The organism is Sphingosinicella sp. SM1-17 (genome assembly GCF_056821765.1).
In genome coordinates this window covers 2,287,296-2,306,331 of record NZ_JBPDIO010000001.1, presented here as the reverse complement: position 1 = coordinate 2,306,331, position 19,036 = coordinate 2,287,296, and the positions used below count along the sequence as shown (strand labels likewise).

Sequence of the window (19,036 nt, the reverse complement as noted above, 5' to 3'; positions counted from 1 at the left end):
CGCGCTCGGCGCAGTCACAAGCACTGCTTTTGCCGGCCAGTCCGGGTGCAGCGACTCCGACAGCGGACTCAATTCCGATCCGATCGGCAACGGCCGCAGCTGCCGCCGAACAAGCGGGTGCAGCGATTCCGATGCCGGACCCAATTCCGATCCGGCCGGAAACGGCCGAAGCTGCCGGCGACGGGTAAGCGGGTGCAGCGACTCCGATCGGGGGCCGAATGCCGATCCTGCGAATAATGGTCGAAGCTGCCGCCGAAGGACCAGTGGATGCAGCGACTCCGACCGTGGACCGAACGCGGATCCAGCCAACCGGGGTCGCAGCTGCCGCCGTTCCTGCTCGGATTCGGATAGCGGCCGCTACGCCGATCCGGCCAATCGCGGCCGGCGCTGCTGACGGAAGGTGGGCGACCGGTTCGCCGGGGCGCCCCCACCGCCATACGGCCGCACGGTGTGGCTTGCGGCGATGGCTGCATGTGCGGCGTTTCGAACTGCGTGAAAGCGCGCTAATGCCGCCGCACGCGCCCGTAGCTCAGTTGGATAGAGCACGAGCCTTCTAAGCTTGGGGTCGCAGGTTCGAATCCTGCCGGGCGCGCCATCCCTATGAGGCTGCAGGAGCATCGGACTTTGCGGCCCCTAGGCGGCGAGCGGCGCCCTTGCCAGAAAGCCATCGAGTTGAGCCAGCCGCATTGGCCGTCCGAGGAGGTAGCCTTGAAGCTCGTTGCAGCCGATGCTCGAAAGGAACTGGCTCTGGTGAGGCGTCTCCACCCCCTCGGCCGTGACCTTCAGCTTGGTAGCGCGGGCAAGGTCGACAATCGCCTGGATGATCGCCCTTCCGTCCCCGCCACCCTCGATGCTGTCCACGAACGAGCGATCGATCTTTACCCTGTCGATCTCGAACTCGCGCAAGTGGTTGAGCGATGAATAGCCCGTGCCGAAGTCGTCGAGCGCAACCCGCACGCCTGCCGCGCGCAAGGAAGCGATGTTTGGCCGGCATTGGTCGGCTTTCTCGACCAGGCATGTCTCGGTAAGCTCGAGCTCAAGCCGGGAGGGGTGAACCTCAAACTCATCGAGCAAGGCCAGGACGTCCCTCGCAAAAGCGGGATTTCGAAGCTGGACCGGCGAGACGTTGACCGAGATGGAGGGGATCGGCCGGGAGGCGATGACCTTGCACGCTTCGCGCAAGATCCACCATCCCAGCTTCTCGATGAGCCCTGTGTCCTCAGCGATCGGTATGAAGGTTGACGGCGGAATTGCTCCCCTTGTCGGGTGGCTCCAGCGCGCCAGGGCCTCCATGCCCGAAAGGCGCATATCGCTCGCATCGATCAGCGGCTGGAAGCTGACCGACAGCTGATCACCCGCGGCCAAAGCTGTCCGCAGGTCCCGTTCGATCTCGCGTCTTTGCTGGACGGTCTCGTCCATTGGATCGGTAAAGCGCTCGTAACGGTGACGGCCGCCGGTCTTGGCCGCGTAGAGGGCAATATCTGCCTTTCGCGTGAGTTCGACCGAATCGACCGCATCGGCCGGCGCATCGGCGAAGCCGATGCTGGCCCCGACATGGACGGCCATGTCGCCGATCTCGAAAGGCTCATTGAGCGCCTCGATCAAGCGCATGCACAATCTTTCGGTTTCGCCGGGCGAACGGACGCCGGTCTGCAAGATCGCGAACTCGTCGCCGCCAAGTCGGGCAATCATGTCGGTTTCACGAGTCAGGGCGCGAAGGCGGCGAGCGACGAGGCGCAGAAGTTCGTCGCCGACGGGATGGCCATAACTGTCGTTGACATGCTTAAAGCGATCGAGATCAAGGTAGAGCAGGGCGATCCTCTGGCTGTCGCGCTTCACCCGCGCCAGTTCATGCTCGAGCTGGTCTTCGAAGCGTGCGCGATTGGCGAGGCCTGTCAGGGCATCATGGAAAGCGAGATGCTGGGCCTGTGCCTCACTGGCGATGAGCAGAAGGGTGCTTTTTCGAATCCTGACGATCAGTCCCGAGACGATCAAGGCGACGATCACCAGCGCCCCCGCCAGTGCAGGAGCCAGTCTGCCGATGATCCCGCGGCCGGGCCGGAAGGGTGCCCAGGCGAGAAAGCCGATCGGGGCGCCGCCAGATCCGATTATCGGCTGCACGGCATCGTCGCCCTGTGTTTCGGCGCGCCTCAGGAACCGGACATTGTCGAACTGATAGGTGCGCCCGAGCAGCTGGGCGAAGTCACGGTCGAGATAGCGTACCGAGATATGAAGCGGCTCGGTGCCAGGCCGTTGATGAACCGTTTCGTTTTCCGGCACGATCGGCTTCGCGCTGACGATCGCCGGACGGGCGCCGACGATCGTGAACCGAGCGGCGCCGACGCTGGAGAAGCCTTGTGCGGGTTCGTCGCCCCGTCGAAGCGCGGCGCGGAGGTCTTCGACTACCGGCTGCAGCGAACCGGCACGGCGGCCATAGTCCGACGGCGGAACTCGGCGGCTCTCCCGCATCGCGTAGACCGGCGTGCCGTCTGCGCGAAGGATGTAGGTTTCATCGTGATGATAATAGGTTCCGAACCAGACGCCGAGATTGTTGTCGAGCCATTCAGCGTCGGGCTCAGCGACGCTGAGCTGCTCGACGGCATCATTCCATACCGTCGAAGCCTCCTGATCATGGGCTATCCTGGCCAGACTCTGGGCAAGAACAAGCCGCATCAGTTCCTGCTGCCGGGCGAGCGCGGCGGCATCGGCCTGGCGTGCCGAAGTGACGAGGAGACCGGCGACGAGAAGCGCGACGAGCAGGATCGACAGAGCAATAGGAACCACGACCTGTCGCGCAAATCGGCGATGTACAAGCGAGCGAACCATTCTGGATCCCGGCAGAGTCATCCCGCCGGTAGCAAGCGGCGCCTAAACATTTGCTCGATCGGGCCTACGCAATTCTACCTAGGCTCAGCCGAGCGAGCGCATCGCCACAAGAGCGCTTAGCCGGACAGTCCGGCAGTTCAAATCGCTCGGCTCGCGATCGAATTGCCGAGGCGTTCCGCGAGGAAGTCGACAAAAGCCCGTACCCGTGCGGGCGTGTTGGCGCCGCCAACGAAAACGGCATGGACGGGTTCGACGTCACCTGGGTTGAAGGCTTCCAGAATGGGAACGAGGCGGCCGCCTGCGATATCGTCGGCAACGCTGAACGCGCCGACCCGTGCGATCCCGGCTCCCGCGGCGGCGAGCTGGCCGAGAGTTTCGCCATTATTGGCCTCGATATTGCCCGAGACCGATAAGGCATAATGGCGGCCCGCCTTCAGGAACGGCCAGATCGGCTCGGCTCGCCGGAAGTTGAAACTGAGGCAGTTGTGGCCGTGCAGGTCCTCCGGGACCTCAGGCTTGCCGAAGCGCTGCAGATAATTGGGCGAAGCGACAACGACCCGGCGAGTCTCCCCCAATTTTCGAGCGGTCAACCGGCTGTCGGCCAGCGGGCCGAAGCGGATCGCTACATCCGCCTGACCTGCAGCGACATCGACCAGGGAATCGGTGAGCCCGATATCGACGAGGATCTGCGGGTGGCGCGTCAGGAATTCGGGAAGCAGGGGCACGATGCAGAGCCGACCGTGGGACAGAGCGGCGCTGATGCGCAATCGTCCGCGCGGCGCCGCCTGTTCGGCGATTTCCTGCTCGACCTCCTCCAGATCCGCCAGAATCCGGCGGGCCCCGCAGAGATAGGAATGTCCTTCGGCGGTCAGCGTCAGGGATCGCGTTGACCGAAGCAGCAGCCGGACTCCGAGGCGTCGCTCGAGCCGGTCGATCGCCCGGCTGATCGCCGACGGGGTCAGATCGAGGCGCCGGCCGGCCGCCGAGAAGCTGCCGGCGGCAACCACCGTCACGAAGATCTCGAGTGCTCGGGCGCGATCCTCGTGCATCATCTTTGCATCAAACTCAAAAGTCCTTCGCATCCGGGCTGGCTTCTCCGCCAGCAGCCGAGGCTGCATCTATGCACTTCGATCCAAGATCAACCCCTTTTGCTCGCGCAGGAACCACTCCATGAAGCTCAATCCCGGACTTCTGGCGCTCGCGGTAGGCGCCTTCGGAATCGGAGTGACCGAGTTCGCCCCGATGGGGCTCCTTCCCGTCATTGCCGGCGACCTTGGCGTGTCCATTCCGTTGGGTGGGCTTCTGATCAGCGCCTATGCTCTCGGAGTCGTGATCGGCGCCCCACTGATGACTCTGACCACCGGCCGCATACCGCGCCGGACATTGCTGATCTTCCTTGCCGGCATCTTCACCCTCGGCAACCTCATGGCTGCCATCTCCGGCAGCTACGGCATGCTCCTTGCCGCCCGCCTCGTCACCTCGCTGAATCACGGCGCCTTTTTCGGAGTCGGGTCGATCGTCGCAGCTGGGCTCGTGGCGCCGGAGCGAAGGGCAAGCGCCGTCGCCGCCATGTTCATGGGGCTGACCATCGCCAATGTCGTCGGGGTTCCGATCGCAACCTGGGCGGGCGAACATCTCGGCTGGAGAGCCGCGTTCTGGGGGATTGGAGCACTGGGTCTCGCGACCATGGCGGCCCTGCGCCTGACCCTTCCGGATCTGCCCGCAACCGCTGGAGGCAATGCCCGGGCCGAACTTCGGATCCTTGTCCGCCCCCGCGTCCTGGCGGCGCTTGGGCTGACGGTAGCGGGTTCGAGCGCGATGTTCACCGTGTTCACCTACATCGCGCCCATCCTTCGGGAGGCGACAGGGGGATCCCTCGGTTTCGTTACCGCCATGCTGGTGACCTACGGAGTCGGCCTGACCGTGGGCAACTGGCTGGGCGGAAGGTTTGCGGACCGGTCGGTGGACCGCACACTGATCGTGACCCTGGCCTCCCTTACAGCCGTTCTCGTCCTTTTGGCCTGGCTAATGCCCTTCCCGGCCCCAACGGCCCTCCTCGTCTTCCTTTGGGGCGTTGCGAGTTTCGCCCTCGTGCCACCCTTGCAGGTTCGAGTGATGGCGGCAGCAGCGGAGGCTCCAAACCTCGCCTCGTCGGTCAATATCGGCGCGTTCAACCTCGGCAATGCCGTTGGCGCAGCGCTGGGTGGCGGAGTGATTGCCGTCGGTCTCGGCTACCCGGCCGTCGCACTTGCCGGCGCGGCGACAGCGGCGATCGGGCTGACGGCGGTCCTGTTCTCGCGTCAAGCCGAGGCACCCCTCAAAGAGCCAAGCCTCTGCGACAGCACTGGATGAACGAGTCGAATATCGCCGACCGAAGATCGCGAGCAGATCCTTGCGATCCATCCTGACTTGCGACTCTGCTTCCCGGATCGAGGCTCACCGGAGTCGTTCACCGCCAAAATTGCTTGCTGCAGTGCGGAAATCGAAACCAGCAGCGCTCACCCTCGTTCGCCGCACATGGAAAGCAGCGGTAACAGCAGTGGCGGCAATCCCGCCGGAACCGAGGCCGCCTCGGCGGGGCCAGCGAAACTGTCGATCAACCCTCCTGTCTTCCTGACTTCGGCAGCCCTGATCCTCGCCTTCGTCCTGTTCGGCAGCCTCTTCGCCGACCAGGCACAGCGGCTCTTCACGCGAGTCCAGGCCTTCATCATTGAAGATTTCGGCTGGTTCTACATCATCGTCGTGGCCGGTTTCCTGGTCTTCGTCCTGTTTCTGATGATCAGTCGCTATGGCGACGTGAAACTCGGGCCGGACGACAGCGAGCCGGATTATAGCTACCTTTCCTGGCTGGCGATGCTGTTCAGCGCAGGGATGGGCATCGGACTCGTCTTCTTCGGCGTGGCGGAGCCCATCCAGCATTACGCCTCACCCCCCGTGGGACCCGGCCGAACCGTCGAGTCCGCGCGCCAGGCGATGGTGCTCACCTTTCTTCACTGGGGCCTTCATGCCTGGGCGATCTACATCGTGGTCGGGCTTGCCCTCGCCTATTTCGCCTTTCGACGAGGTCTTCCCCTCACCATCCGATCCGCCCTTCACCCTTTGATCGGCAACCGGATCTATGGCCCGATCGGCCATACGATCGACATCTTCGCCGTGATCGGGACGATGTTCGGAGTGGCGACGTCGCTCGGTTTCGGAGTTCTTCAGGTGAATGCCGGCTTCGGCTACCTGTTCGGCGTTCCGACCAACTCCGGCGTACAGATATTGCTCATCGCCCTGATCACCGGAGCGGCAACGCTGTCGGTCATGCTGGGGCTGGACCGCGGCGTCAAACGGCTTTCGGAGTTCAACATCATCGTTGCGGCGCTGCTTCTCGTCTTCGTACTGTTCGCAGGCTCGACCGTCTTCCTGCTCCAGGCCTATGTCCAGAATATCGGCAGCTATCTGAGCGAGCTGGTTCAGCGCACCTTCGCCATGTACGCTTACGAACCCAACCCCTGGTTCGGCAACTGGACGCTTTTCTACTGGGGCTGGTGGATGGCGTGGTCGCCCTTCGTCGGAATGTTCATCGCGCGAATTTCGCGCGGCCGAACCATTCGCGAGTTCGTCGCCGGCGTCCTCATCGTACCGGTCCTCTTCAGCTTCCTGTGGATGACGGTCTTCGGGAATACCGCGATTGCCCTGGATCTCAGCGGAGTGGCTCCGATCGCCGAAACCGCGGCCAACGACCTGCCGGTGGCCTTGTTCGTCACGCTCGAACAATTGCCGCTGTCCGCGATCGCCTCCGGATTGGCCACGATCCTGGTCATGACCTTCTTCATCACGTCAGCAGATTCCGGAGCCTTGGTGATCGACATGATCACTTCGGGCGGGGTCGGAAGTTCGCCCGTCTGGCAGCGCGTCTTCTGGGCCGTCGGCGCGGGCGTGGTTGCAGCGGTACTGCTCGTTGCCGGCGGTCTTCAGGGTCTCCAGACCGCTGCCATTGCGAGCGCGCTGCCATTCGCCATGGTGATGGTGTTCATCTGCTACGGTCTGCTTCGAGCGCTGCAGATGGAGGGCAAGGGAACGGTCATGGACCTTTCCGCCGCCGCGGCCGAGTCCCCGCGATCGTCCGTACCTCTCAACTGGCAGCAGCGCCTCGCGACCATCCTCCACTATCATCGCAAGGAGGAAGTTCAGGCCTATCTCGCGCAAACCGCCCGGCCCGCGCTCGCCCAGGTCGCTGAGTCGATGCGGGCCAGCGGCCTTCAGCCCAGTCTGGTGCAGAATGAGGAGCGGCTCGACCTCACCATTCCCCACGGCGATCAGGACAGCTTCCATTACTGCATCCGGGTCCGCGGCTATCGCGCTCCCAGATTCGCGCTTGTGGAAGCTCGCGACGGTGCGCCCGATCATCATTATCGGGCGGTCGCCCATTCCTCGCAAGGCGACCAACCGCATGACGTAACCGGCCACACCGCCGATCAGCTGATCGACGATCTGCTGAAGCGCTACGCCAGCTTTCGCCAGGCCAGGCGGATGACGTGATGCCATCCGGCCAGGCGACAACAACCTCCGCGCTCGCTTCGTGCCGCCGACGAGTCTGGCGAATGGCTTCAGTCTTCTGAGGCGAGCGGGTCGAGCGCTGCCACTTGCGGCGAAGTCCGCGGAAGCAACTGATAGGGTCCCTGCTCCTCCTCCGGCACGGGCGCCCGGCGACGCTGCCGCCACAGGCCGAAGACCAGCGCGGCGCCGGCGCAGGCGGAAGTCCATCCGAACAGGCCGGCGGGCCCGACCGCCGTCATCGCCACCGAACCGGCGAGCGGTCCCAGCGCCGCGCCGATCGAGTAGACGAGAACGAGGCCGCCACTGGCCCCGACCCGCTCGGCTGAGGTCAGATGGTCGTTGGTGTGAGCGACGCAGAGGGGATAGAGAGCGAAGACGAGGCCGCCGAACAGGGCACCGAGGAGCATGAGCAGCGCGGCCGAGGACCCGACGGCCGCCAGTGCCACCCCGGTCGCCGTGGTGCCGGCGATCACGCCGATCGTGATCCGTCGCCTCTCGAAACGATCGGACAGCCAACCTATCGGCCATTGAAGCGTTATTCCGCCGGCGATCACGGCGCTCATGAACAGGGCCGTGGCCGAGACCGACAGCCCGGATCCTCGCGCATAGATCGCGCCCAGTCCGTAGAAGGCGCCGACGATCAGGCCGGTCACACCGACTCCGACAAACCCAAGCGGCGATGCCGCGTAGAGCCGGCCGACGGAGAAGTTCGCCAGCTCAACCAGTTCAGGCCCAGACAAGCGCGTCAGAGCGACCGGAATGATGGCAAGGGTGACGAGGATCGAGGCCAGGGCAAAGGGCAGGAACGGCTCATGATTCAGGTTCAGGAGGAACTGTCCGATCGCCTGACCGGTATAGATGGCGATCATGTAGGCGGCGAGGAGTGTGCCTCGACTGGAGCGCTCCGCCCGGTCATTGAGCCAGCTTTCGATACAGACGTAGACGCCTGCCATGCACAGGCCGTCGATGAGGCGAAGGACGAGCCAGAGACCGACCTGCTCCTGCAGGCCGTAAGCCAGCGTGCTTGCCGACATCAGGGCCACCGTCGCCGCAAAGGTGCGGATATGACCCACCCGGCGGATGATCCGGGCGACGCTGAGGGATCCGATCGTCAGCCCGGCGAAATAGCTGCTCGTGACCAGGCCGATGGTGACCGGGCTGTGCCCCGATTCCTCCAGGCGCAGGCCGACCAGAGTCGTGACGAGGCCACCGCCCGCCATCAGCATGAAGACGGCGAGCAGCAGGCTCCGGATCGAGAGCGCGGAGCGGATCATCCGCCGATCAATGGCTTGCGCCGCCTCGCGTTCCGCTGCCGGTCGATCCGGGCTTGGGGCGGGTCAGAAACGAAGCGTCAGTCTTTGCCTCGCCAACGCCTGGAAGAGGCTCGGCTCTCGACTGCGCGCGAGCTTCAGACCCGCTCCGCAAGCACTTGCTTCACCTTGTTGCCATGGCGCCGGCCAGGCTTCGCCCACCGGTGCCAGGCCCTTGGCCGGAATCCGCTGTCGAGGTTCCGCCGGAGCGAATGACCGGGGTCGATCCGTCACCCACGATGGCGAAAGCGGACCAGTAATAAGGATGGGAGGTTTGCGGGTCGTCCATCAGGGCCTGCTGGGCCACTTTCAGCGCTTCCGCTGTCGAGGTGCCCGCCGGAGCCGTGAACAGGCCGGAGACGAGGCGCTGGGTCGCCGAGAAATCGTCGGGGACCGGCCAATGACTCGCCAGAACCGTTCGGCTCCCGGCGCCGACGAAGGCGCGGACCAGTCCGTCCATCGCGGTGCCACCGCCCGAGGTGATCCCGGCCGCGCGAGTCGTGGTCACGCTGGCGCTCCCGGCCGTGTCGCAGGCGGAAAGGATGACCAGATCCGCGTCCAGCCGGAGATCGAAGATCTCGGCGAAGGTCAGAAGCCCGTCGGATTCATCCGCGCCGAACGAGGTGACGAGAGCCGGATGGGCTGGGCAGTCCGGCTGCGGAGCCGTCACGAGGCCATGAGTCGCGAAATGGATGACTCGAAAATCGTCAATTCCGGGCATCTGCTTGACGGCGGTGTCGGAGAATGCGCCCCCAGTGAGGACTTCGCCGCCCGATCCGCTGTAGCGTTCGATCGTTCCCCGCGCCGTCACGAGTTCGGCCGCAGAGATCGGCCGAGCCCAGGTCGCCGCCGGCCATTGACAAGCTGAGCCGCCGAAAATCCCTCCGCGCGTTCCTGACGGCGCGGCGATCACGTCGAGCGGCTGGTTCTCGCCGAGTCCGAGATAGGGCCGGCGCGCATCCGAAGGGCGGGCGTTGCGGACGTCCCGGAACGCGCTCGCCGAAACCGCTGTGGTGACGTCCATCCGCCGGCCGAGCCAGGCGACGCCGGTAAAGTCGAATTCGTCGCCTCCTTGCTGGCTTGCTCGTGCCCGATAGGAGGCGACGCTCTCCGGGCTTGTCACCAGGAGGTTCGGCGGCAAGGTCAGCAACGCACCGTCCGGCTCGAAGACGAGATGGCGAATCTCGGCCAGTTCGGACTCCACCGGGGAGAAGAGTCGCAGGTAAAGCTGATGCGCGCGTTCGACGTCGAACGGGTAAGTCACGGTTTGGCCGTTCTCGATCTTGACGATCGATTCCCTGATCGCCGTCACCTGCTCATCCAGCTCATCGCCGCCCATCCCAATCGGATAGGCGCGTGCCGAATCCTGCGTGACGAAGAGTGCATAGCTGGCGCCATCGAGTACGATGACCTTCAGATAAGCCTCGGCGGGTCGAAGTTCCTGCTGGAGGGCGGCGAGATCGATCGCGTTGTTCGACACCGCACGGAAACGTGGATAGCGAGCCAACTCAGCCTGGGTCGAGACCTGGAGCTCCTGAAGGCGGGCGAGCCGCTCCTGGAGCTCGGCTAAGCGCAGACTTTCCGCATCGGTTGCGTTCGGGCGGCTGGTCAGCCCGGCGAGCGCGATCCGGGTCCGCTCCACTTCTCGCGACAGGTTGATCGACCGACGGAACAGGGCTGCCGCAGCGTCGCTCCCGGCGGAAAGCTCGCGCGCAAGAACCGCCTGGGTCTGAGCGACACCAGGGCGAACGAGCGCCTGCCCAGCCTGGAACATGTCGGCCGCCACAGCCGACTGATCGGAGCGGCGCGAGAGCAGGTCGAGATAGGGTGCGATCAACGTCTTGAGTGTCGGCGCGGGCGTGCTTTGAGCGAGTGCGACAACCGATCGGTAGATTTCGATGGCCTCCTCCTCACGTCCGGTCCGGGCAAGGAAGCCGGCAAGTTCTGCCTGCGACGAAAGGAGCGCGGGAGAGGAAGGGTATCGGCTGGCCACCAGATCGGCGGCCGAACGGTAAAGCCTTTCCGCTTCGGCGACGTTGCGTTCGGCTTCGGCGATGGCGGCAAGCTCCACCATGATCTGAGCGCGCATCCAGGCCACCGAACCGATGCGTCCGCCGCGAACCGCCGCGAGCCGTGCCAGCGCTTGGTTGAGTTCGGTCCGAGCGCGCGCCGGATCGCCGCCGAGCCGGTGAACGGCACCGCGCAACTGGGCGGCCTGGCCATCGAGAACTTCGGCACGCTCCGACGGGAGCAATGTTTCTCCGGAAAGAGCAAGCGAATCCGCTCCCACCGCTTCCGCATTCAGCCGCTCAGCAAGGGCTCGATCGATCTGCAGCGAAGCGACGCTCGCAGGATCCAGGCCCTCAACGGGAGGCAAGGGGTGTGAAAGGACTTCCAGGGCCGCCTGCCGATCACCTTCGTTGAGGTGATGTATGGCGCGATAATTGCGGAGCATCCGGGCGAACACAGGGTTCGTTCCGATCGCCGGCACGGCCGCCTGGAACAATTCCTCGGCGCGCGCATGGTTTCCGAGATTGGATTCCTGAAGCGCAGCGTTGAGCATAGCCTCGGCGCTGCTCCCGATCGTCGAGTCGGTACCGGCAGCAACAGCGAAGAACTCCGCAGCAGCGGCATAGTCGCCGGCATTGCTGCGCCGATAGGCTTCCGCCAATGCGGCTTCCGGAGACAGCTGTGTGGCCTGAACCCGCGCAAAGGCCGCCGCATCGCTGCCTTCTGTAACCGCCACCTCGACCGGCACGTCGACCACTCGGTCGAGCGCAAGCGTTTGAAGTCCCACCTTGAGCGCACTGTCGTAACCGGAAACGCCCTGCGCAGCGAGAACCCGGTTGCCGCGCTCGAGCAGATAGGCCACGTGAAGCAGGCCGGCTTCAGTTCTGCAGTTCAGGACTCTGACTTCACCAAGTCCATCGATCGCTTGCGGTTCAGCCGGCGTGCAAGAACCCGTTTGCGTGCCCTGAAGACGTTCCAGCGCGCGATCGAAACTTCCTCGCAGCTCGTGAAGCCGCCCGACCGGAGCCGCGGCGTCGCGGCAGACCAGAGCGTAGGATCGGTCGAACATTCCGTCGCCCGGGCTCACCGGAAGCAACTGAGCCGAGCACAAGGCATTGGATCCGATCTGCACGCTGTCGGCGAGGCTGACCCGACGTTCCTGGGCCGGGGCCGAAGTCATCGCAACCGCCAAGGTCAGGACAGCCACCGATCCGAACAAAATCTCTCGAGTCACGGTCATTGCTCCTGCTCGTCCTGCCGATCGTCATCGTCATCATCGTCGTCATCGTCGTCGTCCGGTTCGGCGCTGCGCCATCGAGCGCTGTCGCCGCCGCTTGCCACTGCCTGGTCGATCGAAGAGTCGATCGTCAGCTCTGCGGTATCCACGAGGGCCGGAAAGGCGGCGCCGAAGGCGACATCGCGCTCGTCCTCGCCGGGCTCGAGTTCGATCGACTGGGTGATCGGTCCGTTGATGATTTCGGACCCCACCAGTGCGCCGCTTCCCTCCACCGGATCGACGGGCGGTGGTGGTGGCGGTGGCGGTGGTGGCGGCGGGGGTGGTGGTGGCGGGGGCGGTGGGGGCGGTGGCGGCGGTGGCGGCGGTGGCGGCGGTGGTGCGTTCACGGCCACCGCATTGAACGTTGAATCGGAGGTGTAGGTGATTCCCAACGACTCTCCGAAATCGACCGTCGAAGCATAGTCTGCGTTGGTGACGACCGTTCCATTGGAGTCGAGGCCCGCGCCGTAACCGATCAACCGAACCTCGAACGGACCGGTGTCGTCATCTTCTTCGGGACCGAAGCTGAGTCCGGGCACTCGAGCAGCGGTGCCACCGAACACGCTGCTACTGCCGCTGTTCTGGATATAGATCTCGTTCAGGGTCTCGCTTTCCAGCAGGAAGCGGATCGTCGATGCCTGAAGATAGCCTTCCGGATTATTGGGGCCATTGTTCGTCGCCAGCGCTTCGGCAAGTCCGCTGAAATTGGAATCGGCTCGGATCTGGGCCGCGAGGCTTGCATCGGCGACGACGATCCGCGGTGCATCGAGCAGCAGCCGCCCGGACAAGGTCGTGCCGTCGTTGAGGCTGATCGAACCGGTCGGGGTAATCACCTCGATCCAATCTTCCGCATCGATTTCAAGCGTGTCATCGGGACCGGCGAGATATTCTACCCTCCCCTGCACACTGATCGTGTCCCCCTCGATCTCCACGTAGCTGACCCCGCCCTCCGGAGAGCCGGGGATGAAGACGTCGCGAACGACGAGGTCGTTGCCGCTGAAATAGAATTCCCGAGCTTCGATCCGGTCCGCCTCTTCGGCGGTGAATGTATAGCCAGGGCCCTCACCGCTTCCCCCGACCGTGGCGAGGCCGCCCGCATCGGTGACGTCCAGAGCGACCCGGAACGCCCGGAGACTGGCCCCGTCGAGCAGGTCGAAGCCCGCGGAAACGAAGGTCAGAGACTGCGCGCCGATATTGAAGAAGCTGTCGTTTTCGCCGTCAACGGTGATCGTTCCAACCCGACTGGCGAAGAGCAGGTCCGCGGTCGGCGTAAGCTCGTCCGGGCCGCCGAGGATCTGTCCGGTTCCGGTCGTGCTGATGTCGATGTCGCCGTAAAGCAGGATTTGAGCGCGCTCGAGGAAGGTCAGCCGCCCCGCCACGGCGATCGTCGATGCCGAAGGCGCTACCGACGTCGGACCACTCTCGTCGCCGAAAATGTCGAAGGTCGTGAAACGCGCCTCGCCGGCGTCGATGATGATGCCGGCCGTGCCGGCACTGCTCGTCGCCTCGTCGCCCTGAGTGAGGAGTTCGGCCGTGAAGCTGCCGATCTCGATGTCCCCAGCCGAGCCGCCGACACCGGCAACGGATTCGACCCCGACAAAGCCGCCCGTGGCAGTCCCCAGCGTACCGCCGGCACCGGTACCCCCCGTTGCCGTCGAACGCAGCGTGGCACTTGCAACGTCAATAGCGCCAGAGCTGGACACGATCGTAGAGCCGCCCGCCGCCGCTCCGCCGTTGGCACCGGTCCCGCCTTGGGCATTGGCTAGCAGCGTGATGCTGTCGACCGTCACCTGGCCGCCGCTCGTTCCGCTGATGAAGCTTCCACCCCCGGTTGCTGCACCGCCGGCGCCCTGTCCTGCAGGACCGGTTCCGCCATTGCCGCCAAAAGCGGAGGAATCGGCGCTGGCAGTCGCGAAATCTGCAACCGAGCCCTGAACGTCGCCAGGAGCTTCTCCGCGGAAGGAACCGAATTGAGTTGTGCCGCCGAAGGCCTCGCCGCCCGCGCCTCCGGATTGTCCCGTACCACCTATGCCGCCCGCGCCGCCCCTGCCGATTGCCTGAAGCGTGATGTTGGTCAGCGACAGATTGCCTGCATCGATTCCGGCCAGAATGAAGGCACCGCCGGAATTGAGCGAGCCCTGGAAAAGCCCTGCCCTTCCGGTACCGCCCGCTCCGGCCGCGATCGTAGCGCCGTCGCCAGCACCGCCAACGCCGCCGGTACCGTTCGCCGATACAAAGGCGTTGTTGCCGGTAATGCTTCCCGCTCCCGGCGACTGTGCCTGGATGAACGCCGTTCCCCCCTGGGCGGAACCGCCGACTCCGCCAGGCCCGGTCGCATTGCCGCCCACGGCGTCCGCTCTGGCCGAAATGCTGCCCCCGACCTGAATGTCGCCGCCGACCGCGATCACGCCCGCGATGCCTCCGGTCGCCGATCCTCCGTTCGGACCCGAACCGCCCTGAGCGGAAGCGTTGACGGACGCATTGCGGCCAATGGTGATCGTGCCGCCATTCTCGGCCACGATCCGAGCTACGCCCGCTGACGCATCCGCAAGACTTTGATCGCCCGTGGCTCCTACATTCCGACCGTTCGCCTGCGCACTGACCGACAGGCTGCCGGTAACCGCCGCCGTTCCGCCATTCGCGACGAAGAGGGCGTCGTTGCTGGCGAGGAGGCGAACATCGTTCCGGAAATCGAGATTGCCGGAGCCATTAGCGATCAACCGCAGATCGCGACTGGCAAGCCCTGAGAAGAGCGAGGTGACCGTCGCGTTGGTGACGATGAGGTCGCCAGGGGTCGACGCGAATGACGCACCATTGCCACCCACCACATTGCCGCCAGCCACGAGAAACACTTCGCCGTTGACGATGCTCACGTCCGAAGCCGGATCGAAGCCGAGATTACCCGAGAACAGCAGCCGCACGGCTTGGGACTGACCCACCGCGGCGGCGTAGATGACCTGACTGGCGTCCGAGCCGGTCCGCGCCGGGCCACCGGTGCTCCCGGTATGAATGATGGCGTCCGCGACGCTGGTCCCGACGGTGACGACGATGTCGAACAGCCCGTCCACCAGGGTCAGGTCGGCGGCTTCGGCGGCGACATAGGCGGTCGAGCCGTTGACCCGGATGTTTCCGCCCATGATAATTTGCGGGGCAACGATGGCGAAGAAGCTGTTCTCTGAGCTCGCGTCGATGATTGCGCCCGGCTGGATTTCGACTCGGGCGGTGCTGCCCGGCGCCGTAGCAAGCGACAGGGCGCCGCTCGCCGTCCCGAACTCCTGGAAACTCAGCGGATCGGGATCCGCAGCCGTGAGGATCAGGCTGCCAACGTCGAATCGCGCGGTGCTTCCGACGAGGATCCCGGTGGGGCTGTAGAAGGCGACAGTGCCCCCTCCGATGCCCCCCGCCGTCGTCTGAAGCTGGCTGACGATGTTGCCGTTGAGTTCGACGATACCGGTACCGGAAGGAAGTATCCGATTGAGAATGACGAAGCCGCCAGCGTTAAGCGTGTCCTGGAACGTGACGGTGTTCCCAGCCGGAAGGAAATTGATCCTTCCGTTCGAATCTTCGACTGGAGTCCAGTTGACGATTGCGTCCTCGACAACAGTGATCGTTTCAATGCCGGGCGTCGAGCGATCGAAAACCACCTGGCCGGAGACGACCGTCGGAGAGCCGTTGAAAGCCTGCGATCGCGCCGGCTCCGCCATCAGGCCAGCGGCGGCAATGATCGGCGCAACGGCACAACTCAGCCGGAGCCATGCCTTGGCGGAGCGACGATTCCTGTCCTGTCCGAAAGGGGTCATTGGAAACTCCAGGGCAAAAGCTTTTTCGTGAGACTGAAGAGAAGCCGAACATCGCCGCGCTCCGTCTGAAGCCCGGCCCGCTCGAGCGGCACCGCAAGCGAGACATCCGCCTGGATTCGGTCACCCCAGAGCGCCCGGACGCCGCCACCGATCGACGAGAGTCTCGGATCGCCCGCGGTCGGATCCTCGTTCCAGACCCGAGCCACTTCGGCGAAGACATAAGGCTGTACGGCCACATCCTCCCGGGACTTCGGCGCAAGGCTGCCGATCCGGACTTCGATGCTGCTTCCGACGCCGCTGTCGCCGAGCATGATGCCGGGATCGTAGCCACGACCGATCGTGTAGTTGCCTGCCGAGAATTCCTCGAACGAGAGCAAGGCGTTGCCGCTATATTGGGCACGGGATCCGAGCACGACCGTCACGTTGGGGATGGGCCGGAACTCGGCCGATCCGGCAAAGCGGATCAGGGTGCCGGTCGGATCGGCGAGGATCCGGCTCGGCGGGGTCACGCCCGCAGCAAGGCAGGCGGCCGGTGCCGATCGGCAATCGGGCGAGGCACCGAAGATATCGATGCCCTGCCGGACTTCCAGAAAGCCACGGCCGCCCCAGCGCGGCTCGGCCGGCGAATAGCCGCCGCTGAACGAAAGGCTTGTGGAATCGATCGAGTCGAAACTGAGACGGCCGAACAGCACCCTTACCCGGTCGCGAGTCAGCGCGAGGTCGTTGAAGTCGACGTCCTGGTCCACATAGTCGAAGCCGAGGGATCCGCTGACGCTTGACTGACGGGAACGCAGGAAGGGGTAACTCGCCTCCAGTGACGCGAACAAGGTGGTCGATTCGATGTCGACCCCGGCCAGGTTGACGTCCGGATTGCCCCAGCTTCCCGTCACCTGAGCCGAAATGGTCAGGCCTTCGCTTCCCACCCGGAAGTCGTGCCCGAGCTGCAATGTCTGCTGCTCCTGGAAGTCGAGCGTCGAGAAGGCCGAAAGCCTCGTCCGGTCGCCAAGCCCGGTCAGGCCGTAGAATTCGGCGCTGACCAGACCGCCGAACCGCCCGAGCGCCTGGGATCCGTAATTCTGAACGTTCGCGACCAGAGTCGCAGGGGACCGCACCACCGCCACTTCACCGACCAGCTCGCCTGGCGTCGTTCCGGCGGATCGAAGCGAGAGCCGCACGTCATAGCCTGGCAGATCGCCGGCCAGGAGCAGGTAGCGCTCGGCGTCGGCGCGATTGAACACCGGCTCCTGAGTCAGTCGCCTGAGGTAACCGGCGACGAGGCGTTCGGAAGGACCGGCGTCGCCGCGAACGCGAATGGCTGTAAGTCGGCCAAGCACGACTCGAAAGCGAACCCGACCGTCACCCAGGCGCTGCTCCGGAATCTCGACGACTCCGAGATAGCCGGCTTCGGCGAGAAGGGCGGCGGCTCGGTCGCGGATTCGACAAAGGACCGAAACCGGATGTTCGCTCCCGACGAGGCCGGCATAGCTGCCTTCCAGCAGGGAAGGTGACACTGGCCCGAGACCTTCGAATTCGACGGCGCCGAGGGTGAAGCGAACGTCGTTGAATCGCGCGTCGTCGAGCGCACAGGGCGCGGCCGGAGTGGCCCCTTCCACTTCCAGCCGCGCCCGCCGGTCCGGGTCCGTTCGCACCGGAACGCGCTCGATTTCCTCACGCGTCGGCGGCGCGGCAGGCCCGGCCTGCGCCAGTGCAGGCGACGATTGCATCGCCAGCAGACTCGCGAACATGAAACTCGCGGCCACGCTTTCACCGCGCCTCAGCGCGCCCAGCGCTCGATAACTGACGGCCCCTCGCATTTCTGTCCCCTGCACTTCATGCGTGGGCCGGCGCATCTGTGCGCCGGCCTGCCCCTCGCGTTGGCAGGTTTAGGGGATTGTGGTGCGGAAGCTCATCTCCAGAACATGGTATGCTGAGCGGTTTTCCGCGAAAGGATCGACGGCAGGACGCGCTCAGCTGTCGGAGTAAAGACGAGGCAAGCCGCTGATTATCGCAACCAATTCTGACTGCCGCCGACAGCCGAGCTTCGAGAAAATCGACTTGAGCTGGGAGTGGACCGTTCCCACGGTAACTGCCCGCTCCTCCGCCAGCTGAGCCGGCGAAGCCCCGGCTGCGAGACGGGCGCTAACCTCGGCTTCCGCCGACGTAAGGCCGTACAGAGCGCGCAGCCGGTTCTCGAGATCTGCGTTGGTCGCGTCGGGATCGGTGAGGACGAGAAAGACCCGGCGCTGTCCCGCCAGACATGCCGACAGGATTGAGATCTCATAGGGCCTTCCGCGGCCGCGATGGAGGAGAAGGCCGCTTGCCTCGCTGGCGGATGGATCAGTGGCTCTTGCAATCGCCGCTTCGAGCGCCCGCTGATCGCGCGGCTGGGGCGCCCGGAGGCGCCCCTGTCTCAGTATCAAAGCATCTCCGCGCTGCAGGATTCGTTCGGCGGCCAGGTTGCAGTGGATGAGTCGCCCCATTGTATCGAGGGTGAAAACGGCGTCGCCCATGAGGTTGAGGCTCGCCGCCGCGCTGTCGCTGGAGCGCCGTTCAGCGATGAACTTGCTCCTGATCGAAACCATTCGGCGGATGTGGGAAAGGCCCTGTTCAACGGTCTTGAGGGCGTCCGGGCCGAAGGGAGGCTGATCCTTCCCCCGGTGGAATCCGATCTCGCCTACGGCCGTCTCCGTCTGCAGCGCGGCTCCAAGCCCTCGAAAGGAGTCGTCGCCCATCGGCCGGATCCACTCGTTGTAGAGCCGTCCTGTTTCATATTCCCCGCTGGGCACCAGCTGCTCGCAATCCCAGACCCGGTTTACCCGCTCCGGTCGACGCACCGCGGCAGACCAGAGGTCGAAATCCGCGAAATGCTTTTCGTAAACCGCCATCTGGTCGCCGGTGAAGTAGCCGGAATAGGAGACTTCCTCCGTGTCCCTTTCGAAGTCCTTCCAATGAATGACTCCGGAGCGAGCGCCGATTGCTTTGGCGAGAGTCAGGGCAAGCTGATCGAAAATTTCATCATCGGTGGCCGCGTCGTAAATGTCTTCCGTTCGAAACTGCTGCGACATCAACTCGCCCACCCGCTAAGCCTGTCCGTCCGGCATTTGCACAGCCGGGACATGATGAGCGCCGCCCCTCCCCAAGGGCGACGCAATTGCTTGACAGCCGGGCCACATTGCCCTTTTTTTCCTCTGGGGGCAATGACATGACGATTTCAGCATTTGGTGACCGCGCGGCGGCACGCCGGCCCACTTGTTCCAATTCGGGGCAGG

9 protein-coding genes and 1 tRNA gene are annotated in these 19,036 nt (G+C 64.7%); 3 read left to right on the top strand and 7 right to left on the bottom strand.

The features are described 5' to 3' along the window. Window positions 1-518 precede the first annotated feature (518 nt). Window positions 519-595 (top strand) — tRNA-Arg (locus tag ACRYLT_RS11470). A gap of 38 nt (window positions 596-633) precedes the next feature. Here ACRYLT_RS11470 and ACRYLT_RS11465 read toward each other — a convergent pair. Together ACRYLT_RS11465 and ACRYLT_RS11460 are read right to left on the bottom strand one after the other, a co-directional pair. Next, window positions 634-2,826 carry a putative bifunctional diguanylate cyclase/phosphodiesterase gene (locus ACRYLT_RS11465; RefSeq protein ID WP_482664229.1) on the bottom strand — a complete coding sequence of 731 codons (2,193 nt, stop codon included), beginning with the start codon at window positions 2,824-2,826 and terminating at the stop codon, window positions 634-636. 137 nt (window positions 2,827-2,963) lie between these two features. Further along, window positions 2,964-3,908 carry a LysR family transcriptional regulator gene (locus tag ACRYLT_RS11460; protein WP_482664228.1) on the bottom strand — a complete coding sequence of 315 codons (945 nt, stop codon included), beginning with the start codon at window positions 3,906-3,908 and terminating at the stop codon, window positions 2,964-2,966. 88 nt (window positions 3,909-3,996) lie between these two features. Between ACRYLT_RS11460 and ACRYLT_RS11455 the strand changes: the two genes are divergently transcribed. Both ACRYLT_RS11455 and ACRYLT_RS11450 read left to right on the top strand, forming a co-directional pair. Then, window positions 3,997-5,178: an MFS transporter gene (locus ACRYLT_RS11455; protein WP_482664227.1), complete on the top strand. Its 1,182-nt coding sequence runs from the start codon at window positions 3,997-3,999 to the stop codon at window positions 5,176-5,178. 165 nt (window positions 5,179-5,343) lie between these two features. Beyond that, window positions 5,344-7,353 (top strand): BCCT family transporter, encoded by a 2,010-nt coding sequence (locus tag ACRYLT_RS11450; RefSeq protein WP_482664226.1) that lies wholly within the window; start codon window positions 5,344-5,346, stop codon window positions 7,351-7,353. Window positions 7,354-7,421: 68 nt separating this feature from the next. On the opposite strand, the gene ACRYLT_RS11445 is transcribed toward ACRYLT_RS11450, so the two are convergent. The 5 genes from ACRYLT_RS11445 to ACRYLT_RS11425 all read right to left on the bottom strand — a co-directional run bounded on the left by ACRYLT_RS11445 (window position 7,422) and on the right by ACRYLT_RS11425 (window position 18,832). Further along, entirely contained in the window at window positions 7,422-8,645 is a 1,224-nt protein-coding gene (locus ACRYLT_RS11445; RefSeq protein WP_482664225.1) for an MFS transporter, read from the bottom strand. Window positions 8,646-8,805: 160 nt separating this feature from the next. Beyond that, window positions 8,806-11,931: a CHAT domain-containing protein gene (locus ACRYLT_RS11440; RefSeq protein ID WP_482664224.1), complete on the bottom strand. Its 3,126-nt coding sequence runs from the start codon at window positions 11,929-11,931 to the stop codon at window positions 8,806-8,808. Continuing rightward, entirely contained in the window at window positions 11,928-15,767 is a 3,840-nt protein-coding gene (locus ACRYLT_RS11435; RefSeq protein ID WP_482664223.1) for a beta strand repeat-containing protein, read from the bottom strand. Before ACRYLT_RS11435 ends, ACRYLT_RS11440 begins: the two co-directional genes overlap by 4 nt. Next, window positions 15,764-17,581 (bottom strand): ShlB/FhaC/HecB family hemolysin secretion/activation protein, encoded by a 1,818-nt coding sequence (locus ACRYLT_RS11430; protein WP_482664222.1) that lies wholly within the window; start codon window positions 17,579-17,581, stop codon window positions 15,764-15,766. Before ACRYLT_RS11430 ends, ACRYLT_RS11435 begins: the two co-directional genes overlap by 4 nt. Before the next feature lie 153 nt (window positions 17,582-17,734). Continuing rightward, the gene (locus ACRYLT_RS11425) at window positions 17,735-18,832 is read right to left on the bottom strand and encodes a helix-turn-helix transcriptional regulator (protein ID WP_482664221.1); all 1,098 of its coding nucleotides are present in this window, start codon (window positions 18,830-18,832) and stop codon (window positions 17,735-17,737) included. Between the last annotated feature and the right edge of the window lie 204 nt (window positions 18,833-19,036).